The sequence below is a fragment of the Bradyrhizobium sp. CCBAU 051011 genome (assembly GCF_009930815.1).
Classification (GTDB): domain Bacteria; phylum Pseudomonadota; class Alphaproteobacteria; order Rhizobiales; family Xanthobacteraceae; genus Bradyrhizobium.
Genome location: NZ_CP022222.1, coordinates 5,275,407 through 5,284,263, shown reverse-complemented (window position 1 = coordinate 5,284,263; position 8,857 = coordinate 5,275,407). Strand labels below are relative to the sequence as shown.

Annotated in this window: 7 protein-coding genes and 1 pseudogene; 3 read left to right on the top strand and 5 right to left on the bottom strand. The window is 59.7% G+C overall.

What is annotated here, in order from left to right:
* Positions 1-65 precede the first annotated feature (65 nt).
* Genes ACH79_RS24615 through ACH79_RS24605 form a run of 3 tightly spaced genes read right to left on the bottom strand, consistent with a single transcriptional unit; the run spans position 66 to position 2,007 of the window.
* On the bottom strand, positions 66-1,034 hold the full coding sequence (locus ACH79_RS24615) for a TauD/TfdA family dioxygenase (protein WP_161853325.1): 969 nt from the start codon (positions 1,032-1,034) through the stop codon (positions 66-68).
* On the bottom strand, positions 1,003-1,719 hold the full coding sequence (locus ACH79_RS24610; protein ID WP_246738093.1) for a thioesterase II family protein: 717 nt from the start codon (positions 1,717-1,719) through the stop codon (positions 1,003-1,005). Before ACH79_RS24610 ends, ACH79_RS24615 begins: the two co-directional genes overlap by 32 nt.
* A 60-nt stretch (positions 1,720-1,779) precedes the next feature.
* A complete protein-coding gene (locus ACH79_RS24605; protein WP_161853323.1) occupies positions 1,780-2,007 on the bottom strand; it encodes an MbtH family protein in 228 nt (75 codons plus the stop codon).
* Positions 2,008-2,295: 288 nt separating this feature from the next.
* Here ACH79_RS24605 and ACH79_RS24600 point away from each other — a divergent pair, with 288 nt between their 5' ends.
* Positions 2,296-3,387: an IS5 family transposase gene (locus ACH79_RS24600; RefSeq protein ID WP_161853322.1), complete on the top strand. Its 1,092-nt coding sequence runs from the start codon at positions 2,296-2,298 to the stop codon at positions 3,385-3,387.
* 321 nt (positions 3,388-3,708) lie between these two features.
* Here ACH79_RS24600 and ACH79_RS24595 read toward each other — a convergent pair whose 3' ends face one another.
* On the bottom strand, positions 3,709-6,075 hold the full coding sequence (locus ACH79_RS24595; RefSeq protein ID WP_161853321.1) for a TonB-dependent siderophore receptor: 2,367 nt from the start codon (positions 6,073-6,075) through the stop codon (positions 3,709-3,711).
* A 327-nt stretch (positions 6,076-6,402) separates the two neighbouring features.
* Positions 6,403-7,481 (bottom strand): annotated as a pseudogene (locus ACH79_RS24590) (amidohydrolase).
* On the opposite strand from ACH79_RS24590, the gene ACH79_RS44130 reads away from it, so the two are divergent.
* Complete coding sequence (locus ACH79_RS44130) at positions 7,389-7,772, top strand: hypothetical protein (RefSeq protein ID WP_246738788.1); 384 nt, start codon at positions 7,389-7,391, stop codon at positions 7,770-7,772. The pseudogene ACH79_RS24590 and the gene ACH79_RS44130 overlap by 93 nt on opposite strands.
* Positions 7,769-8,791 carry an LLM class flavin-dependent oxidoreductase gene (locus ACH79_RS24585; protein ID WP_161853320.1) on the top strand — a complete coding sequence of 341 codons (1,023 nt, stop codon included), beginning with the start codon at positions 7,769-7,771 and terminating at the stop codon, positions 8,789-8,791. Before ACH79_RS44130 ends, ACH79_RS24585 begins: the two co-directional genes overlap by 4 nt.
* Positions 8,792-8,857: the final 66 nt, after the last annotated feature.

The window sequence follows — 8,857 nt, the reverse complement described above, 5'->3', positions numbered from 1 at the left end:
CTTCCCAAATCCTGTCCGAACGCGAACTGATAATCCCTGATCATCGGGGCGATGAATGCAGGCGATCAGCTCTGCCGATGGGCTTCAGCCATCGCGACGATCACCTTGCGCGGTCCCTTGAACGGCGCGCGGGCATGCGCGGTAAGCATATTGTCGAGCATCACAACGTCACCGGCCTGCCAGGGAAAACTGAGCTTGTGTTTCTCGAGGACGCCGCGGACGGTGGACAGCGTTTCATCGTCGATCGGAGATCCGTCGCCGTAGAAGACATTGCGCGGCAGATCGACCTCGTCGCCGACCACGTCGAGCAGACTCTCGCGCACCTCCGGCTCGAGGTTCGAAACATGGAACAGATGTGCCTGATTGAACCAGACCCACTCCGCCGTAACCGGATGACGCGCCGTTCCCTGACAGATCTGGCGCGTGCGAAGCTCGCCATCTTCCTTCCACTCGCATTCGATGTCATGCCCGGCACAGTAAGCCTCGACTTCCAACCTGGAGTCGGTGCCGAATACCTGCTGCCAATCGACGTCGAGGCCGTTGCCGTAGTTGCGCACATACATCACGCCCTTGTCGGCGAAGCGCTCCCGGATCGCCGGCGGCATATCGCGATAGATGGCGCGGCTGTCGGCGATCGGCGTTTCGCCGCCCTCCAGCGCCGGCTGCATGCAGTAGAACCAGATCTTCATCGGCCAATCGCGCGTATAGGCCTGCTCGTTATGCAGCGGGATATGCTGGTGCGGCGGATATTCTGTGGACGTGTAGACGCCGGAGGTGACCTTCGAGCGCGGCGTCGATCCAAACTCATAGGTCAGTAACGGATGACCGAAAGCGGCCGCGAACGCCCGAAACGCATCAGCACCGTCGAGCGAGAAGTCGCGAAACACGATGCCGCCGCAATCGGTCAGATGCCGGTCGATGGTCTCGCGCAGCATGGGCAGCGCCTCGCCGAGAGGCTGCCCGACCGTGTCGGCCTTGAGCAGCAACGGAAGACTTCTGCCCTCAATGAGTGGCTGGACGGAGAACGCGCTCATGATCCTCGCTCCGGTACAAACCAATCGATCGCCCCGATTGCCGGGCCAGCGCCGTGCCGATCAGGTCGATCAGTTCAGCCTGCTGCGTGTGAATGAAGAAGTGATGTCCCGGCAGCCTATGAAGCGTGAATGACGCCGAGGTCTCCTGCCGCCAGGCCTGCAGCGCTTCGCGGCTGGTTTCGTCGTCGATGCCGCCGAAGACGTGCACAGGGCACGGCAACGGTTGTCGCGGCCGGTAGACATAGGCACCGCACATCAGGAAATCGGCGCGAAGCACCGGCAGGGCCGATCGCATGAGATCCGCGTTCGCCAACACTTCCTCCGGCGTGCCCTGCAAGTTGCGCAATTCCCGCAGCAACGCCTCGTCGCTCAGAGGCTGGCGCCATTTGCTGCCGTCTCGAACGGCCGGCGCCTCCGCGCCCGAGGCAAAGAGAATGGCCGGCGCCGGCGCGCCGCGATCGAGCAGGCTGTGCGCGAGCTCGAACGCAATCACTGCACCAAGACTGTGCCCGAACAGCGCGTAAGGCGCGTCAAGCTGAGTGCCAAGTTCGCGAGCAAGCTGCGAGGCGAGCGCGCGCGGATCGGTCATCGGCGGCTCGTCCATGCGCGCGCCGCGCCCGGGCCACTCCACCGGGCAGACATCGATCCACGACGGCAGAAGCCTGCGCCATCGTGCATAGATCATGGCGCTGCCGCCGGAGTAAGGCAGACAAAGAAGCCGCATCGGAACAGGGCCCTGTTTGTGCTAGGCCGACTTCTGCGGAGCCGTCTCATCCATGAATTTGCGCAGCGTCAGCGGGCGCATGTCGGTCCACACCTGCTCGATGTGCTCGAGACATTCCTTCTTGCTGCCCGTCATACCCACCGCTTTCCAGCCGCTCGGAATTTCCTTGAACGTCGGCCAGATGGAGTATTGCTCTTCGTGATTGATAACGACGGTGAAGGTGACGTCGTCTCTGTCGAACACCATCATTGGTTCGGCCCCTTTTTCGGAAAACGAAAGCAATGGCGTTTGACTAAGTCAGAAGCAAATGATGGTCAAAGCAATATCGGCGTCGAAGTTTTTAATAGCTCCAAGTTGGCGATAGCGTGACACGATGCAACCTCCGCGCTTGCGCGCCATTGCGCATGACAAGCCACTGATTTGCAAAACGATACACAGTTTCTTGCAATTCTAGCAGGCTGCTGAAAAAGTCGTTTTGCGAGGCGATCGGAGTGTGATTCTGTGCATGTGGTTGATTCCTTTCGACTGAGGATCGGGATGCGCGGCGAAGATGAGCATGCGGAACGCCTTTTCAGCTACGTGCGGCTGGAGACACGGATCCCTACGGACCATCCGCTGCGAGCGATCCGGGAGCTTGTTGACGCGGCGCTGAAGGATTTGTCGCGATCGTTCGATCGACTGTATGCGCGCGAAGGACGGCCGTCGATCCCGCCGGAGCGGCTGTTGCGAGCGCTGCTGCTGCAGGCGTTCTACACGGTGCGCTCGGAACGGCAGCTGATGGAGCAACTCGACTACAACCTGCTATTTCGCTGGTTCGTCGGCCTGTCTGCGGACGATACGGTGTGGGACGCGACCGTGTTCTGCAAGAACAGGGACCGCCTGCTCGACGGTGATATCGCGGCGAAGTTTTTCGCGAGCGTTCTCAACCTTCCGCAAGTGAGCAAGCTGCTGTCCAGCGAGCACTTCTCCGTCGACGGCACGTTGATCGAGGCCTGGGCCAGCATGAAGAGTTTTGTGCCGAAGGATGGCGATGGCAGACCGCCGGCGGCCAAGGGCAGTGGCGGGCGCAACGCCGAGCGCGACTTCCATGGCGAGAAGCGCAAGAATGACACGCATTCTTCGAACACTGACCCGGATGCCAGGCTGTTCCGCAAAGGCGCCGGCAAGGAGGCCAAGCTCTGTCACATGGGTCATCTGATGACGGAGAACCGCAACGGGCTGATCGTCGATGCGCGACTGACCGAGGCCAACGGCACCGCGGAGCGGACCACCGCGCTCGACATGATCGAGGATAATGCCAAGCCTGGCAGCACGGTGGGCGGTGACAAGAACTACGACACTGCCGACTTCGTCGCAGGCTGTCGTGAGCGCGGCTGCACCCCGCATGTCTCCCAGAACAATGCCAATCGCCGCTCGGCGATCGATGCGCGCACCACCCGTCATCCCGGCTATCGCATCAGCACGATCAAGCGCAAGCGGATCGAGGAGCCGTTCGGCTGGATCAAGACCGTTGGCGGGCTGCGCAAGACACGCCATCGCGGCCGAGGATTGGTCGAGTGGTTCTTCGTATTGACCGCGACCGCCTACAACCTCGTTCGCATCCCGAAAATTCTGGCAACGACGGCATGAGTCTGTCTGGAGCATCGAAAATGAAGCAAAATCGCCTCCGAGACACCGCCTACGGCGTCGTTCAGACCTCGGAAGTCGCCGCATCCTCGCGCCGATCAAGAAAATCGCTCCTGCAATCAGCTTTTTCAGCAGCCTGCTAGTGCGGGAGATCGGAACAATTTTCGAGATTCGAAAATCGTACACTCGGCACTCGTAGAATCTTTCATCACATTGTCATCAATATCGATGAGCGAATTTTGCGGACAATACAGATCAAAGAAAAACCGCCGCGGACGAGATCCGCGGCGGCGCGTATTGCAGCGATGTGTAGCGGCGCAGAGTTCAGAAGTTGAACGTCGTCGACATGAGATAGGTTCGCGGGGCGCCAAGCGAAACGGCACTGCTGACCGTCCGATAGGAGTTGTAGTACGCCTCGTTGAAAACATTCTCGACAGCAGCGCGAATAACGATCGGCTTGCCGTTCCAGGGAGACAGGAAGGTATAGCGCGCGCCGAGATCGACTCGCGTCCACGCCGGAAGCACCAGCAAGTTCGCATCGTCGGCGTAACTATCACCGGTGTAGATGACCCTACCCGTCAGGGTGAGACCGTTCACGAAGGGGGTATCCCATTCAACGCCGAAATTGGCATTGATCGTCGACACGCCCACCGGCGTTTTTCCATTGTAGTTGACCACTCCAAACCCTGGATACGTATACGACTGCGAGACCACTTCGCCGTTGATGAACGTCACGCCGCCGAGCACCCGGAACCAGGGCGCCAGCTCACCGAAGGTGTACAGTTCGATGCCGCGGTTGCGCTGCTCGCCGATAAGTCTCCTCGCAGGCAGAGCCTGTCCCGGCACTGGAACTGCGGTTGCATTCGGAGCAGTAATATCGAAATAGCTGCCTGTGAACGTGATGCGGCCCATATCGACCTTGGCGCCGGCTTCCATTTGCTTGGTCTGGGCGGGAGGAAGTATCTCTCCGACGTTCGAATACGTCGTACTTCCGGAGACGACTTCCGGTATTTTGAGACCCTCGATGTAGTTCGCATAAAGCGAAACGTTCTCGACGGGCTTCACAATGACCGCGTAGCCTGGGCTCCAGACTGGAATGTCGATGTGTGAAGTGCCGGGCGGTGTGGTCAATAAGTTCTGGCTATCGACACCCACCGCCTGCCGCCTGGCTCCGACGACGAACTGCAGCCTGTCGCCGAACATCGACATCGTATCGGCGATGCCAACGCTGTTCATGTTGGTCTGGGTTCGCAGATTCTGGACGATGGTAGTGAAGTTCGGCAAAGGGATCGGAACCGGATTGTACAGGTTCGAATTGACGATCCCGCCTGACCTGCCGAACGAAGAATAGTCGCGATCGAAGGTCGAGTAGTTGACGGTAAAGAGATGGTGGACGGGTCCGGTGTGACCAGATGCGCGAAAGCCGATCTCGCTCGCATAATTGTCAAGGATGTCGACCCCCTTTAGAGCAGGATTCGACCAATTTCCCACCACCCCGCCGGCGTTAGTGATGCGCGGCGAAACGTATTGGTAGTTGTTCTCGCTTCTGTGATAGCCGCCCGCGGCATACATCGTGAGCCAGTCGGTCATATCGACTTCGGCGCGCGCCATCGCGAACGAATCTCTCGGCTTCCAGCTCGCCCAGTCCGGCATGTAATTGGTGCCGGGCTTCGGGACGGGCGGTACCTGAATGGCCTGTGCGGGTGGAAAGGGCGGACTGGTCGTGAACGTCAGGAACCGCTGCGGCGGACTGAGATTCTCGGCCTGATAACCTAGGTCCACGGAAACACGTGCACGCTCGCCGCGATAGTCCATGTTCAGCACGGCGTTGCCGAGTTCGTCGGTCTGACGGTCAATCGGGGTCTGTCCGCCTCGTCCGCCACTGTTGAAACGGATTCCGAATTCCTTGTGCTCGCCGTAGCGGCGCGCCACATCGATAAACGAACCGAACTGGGACTTAGAAATATACATGCCGGTGAGCTGCGTGATATCGAAGTCGGGAGCCATCTTCGTCACCAGGTTCAGGCTGCCTCCGATGGCGCCGGCAGGCGGCATACCACCGAGCATGACACCCGGCCCCTTCAGAACCTCGACCCGTTCCAGATAGTTGGCCGAAGTCGAATAGGCCGGCGCCATGCCATAGAGGCCGTTCATGGCGTAGTCACCGCTGTCGTAGTAGAAACCTCTGATATAGAGGCCGTCGATGCCGTTGCCGGCGGGGGTCTTGGAACGGACTGAGGGATCGTTGAACAGAACGTCGGCCACGGTGCGCGCCTGCTGGTTCTGCATGAGCTGCGCGGTGTAGCTCACCTGGTTGAACGGCGTGTTCATGACGCCGCGATTGCCGAGGAATCCGAGTTGGGATCCGGTGGCAACCTGTCCTCCCGCATACGGCGCGGGCGGAGCACCGACCGCACCGGTCGACGGCACCACATATGGAACTGGCTCCACCTGGCGGGGCGCCGGTGCCGCGACACGGCGTGTCGTACGGGTGTTGGAAGTTTGCGGCCTGCGATTCGCCTGTCGCGCTCTTGGCTGCTGTGAGGGAGCATCCACCGTCACCGGCGGCAGATTGCCTTGTGCAAACGCTTTCGGAACGCCGCTCGAAACATCCAGTGAAAGCGCGAGATAACTTACCGCTCCCAGCGAAACAGCGCGCACAACATTTCTGGCAGCGACTTCATACGTCATACTTCCACCCCAAAAGCCCACAAGCAGGTCCGCGCTCGTTCTAACTTCCGAAGTGGAAACAGCGAGTAGAAGCTATCTAATGTGATGCTGCGTGCGCACAGCGGATTGCATCAGTGGCGATAGAGCAACACCGCACTTTCTAATTGTTCTAAATTCCTGCGCGAAGATTTTTCGGACACACGTTTCAACGAAGGAATTTCGTTCGTACGATTCCACACGCCATCATGCTTTGAATCTTTCTAATTTTTATCAGTTCTAATTTGCTGCGTGATCGTCAAACGCGACGGATGACCATCATCACTGCGGCCTTGCATATGTTCAAACGTTTCAATCCAACAGGTTGCGCAGGGTCCGCATGAAGACTCTCGCACCAATTTCAATGAGCTCATCGGGAAAATCATAGTTCGGCTCGTGCAGGCTGGGATGCTGCTCTCCTGCGCCAAGGAAGAACATCGCGGCCCTGGATCGCGCGTTGAATCGTCCAAAATCCTCGGACCCCCGCATCGGAAGGCCTTGCGCGGAATGTCGCACGTTTTCTGCATCGAGCGCGGCTTTTAGATGCACAACTGCCTCCGCATTGTTCAGGCAGTGACTGAAAACGTCGCGATAGGTGATTCTGACTTGCAGCCCCTCGCTCGCCGCCACGCGCTGCACCAGATCTTCCGCCTGCTGACGCATCAGCTCCATCGTCGAATCGGTCAGCGTCCTCAGCGTCACCCAGAGTTCGGCCTGACCGGGCGAGATGCCGAATGCCGGCTCGCCCAGCCTTGCATGGGTAACCGTCACCATCGAAAACGCTTGATCCAGATCGCCGCCTCGTCCCAGCGCGGTGATTTCGTTCAATAGCGTTGCAATGGCCCGTTGCGGCGAAACGCCGAACTCGGGGCTGGAGGCATGCGCGGTTCGCCCGGTCAGAACGATCTGCATTCCGCGCGACGCACAATTGACGAGACCTTCGGCAATTGAAACTTGCCCGAGCGGAAGGCCCGGCAAATTGTGCAACGAGAAAACAAAGTCGGGCTGCACCTCATCGAACTTCGCATCGGCAAGGACCGCCGCGGCACCGGAGCCATTCTCTTCAGCCGGCTGGAACAGCAGCATGGCCCGTCCTGCTTCGGCCGCTGTCGATCCAGGCCCCGCGCGACCGCCGCCAGGATAGTCATGTGTCCGTCATGCCCGCAGAGATGCGCTTTGCCCGGCACCAATGACCGATGCGCCAGCCCCGAGGTCTCCTGTATCGGCAATCCATCCAGCTCCGCTCGAAGCATGATTGTCGGGCCGGGCGCGTCCCCCTGATAGATTCCGAGTACGCCATGACCGCCAAGCCCTGTAACGACCTTGTCGGCGCCTGCTGCATGGAGCAGCGCCTGCACGGCCGCCGCGGTCTTTTCTTCCTGCCCCGACAATTCGGGTTTACTGTGAAGTTCCCGGCGCCATGCCATCAGCTTGGTCAGATCGTGTTCAGTCAGGAACATGGGCAGCTCTTGCTATTGATATTTGGCGAGACAGACAGACCAGACTTGAGCATCGATGATTACATGATCAGCGAGGCAACATACATTCAGATGTTTCCTTGCAGATGTTTTCCTAAAGCGACCGCAAGACATTCGCTATCGATGGCGGGTAGCGCCTCGGGATCAAGGATCGCCTCCTGCAAGGCGGTTGAAGCTATTCGTGAAGATGGACTGCCCCTATGAAAAAGATCGGATTTCTCTCCTTTGGTCATTGGACCGCTTCTCCACAATCCCAGACACGCTCAGCCGCCGACACGCTCCTGCAGTCGATCGACCTGGCCGTTGCGGCCGAGCAGTTGGGCGCGGACGGCGCTTATTTCCGCGTCCACCACTTCGCCCGCCAGCTCGCCTCCCCCTTCCCCTTGTTGGCTGCCGTCGGCGCGAAGACCAGCCGAATCGAGATTGGCACGGCCGTGATCGACATGCGCTATGAGAACCCGCTCTACATGGCGGAAGATGCCGGTGCGGCCGATCTCATCTCCGGCCAACGTCTGCAGCTCGGCATCAGCAGAGGATCGCCTGAGCAGGTGATCGATGGGTGGCGGTATTTCGGCTTTCAGCCGGCCGATGGCGAAAGTGATGCCGACATGGGGCGGCGCCACGCAGAGGTCTTCCTGGACCTCTTGCGCGGCCGGGGTTTCGCGCAACCAAATCCCCGGCCCATGTTTCCCAACCCGCCCGGGCTGCTGCGTCTCGAGCCGTATTCCGAAAGCCTTCGCGAGCGGATCTGGTGGGGTGCCGGTTCGAATGCCACGGCAATTTGGGCGGCAAAGCTCGGCATGAATTTGCAGAGTTCGACGCTCAAGAGCGACGAGACCGGAGAAGCCTTCCACATCCAGCAGGCCGCTCAGATTCGGGCCTACCGTGCTGCCTGGAAAGAGGCTGGCCATGCACGAGAGCCGCGGATCTCGGTCAGCCGCAGCATCATCGCACTCGTGAACGACCGCGATCGCGCGTATTTCGGAAGCGGAGGCGAAGGTGAAGACCAGGTCGGATTCATCGACGAAAGGACACGGGCAATTTTCGGGCGCAGCTACGCTGCCGAGCCGGATGCGCTGATCGAGCAACTAAGAGCGGACGAGGCGATTGCCGAAGCCGATACCCTCCTCCTGACCGTCCCCAATCAACTCGGGGTCGAGTACAACGCCCATGTAATCGAAGCAATTCTCACTCACGTCGCACCCGCTTTGGGATGGCGTTGAGCCGCTCTCTTTTAGAGTAAGCGCCACGCTGATGTTGCAGTCGTGGGGAGGCGCGCGATTGACAGC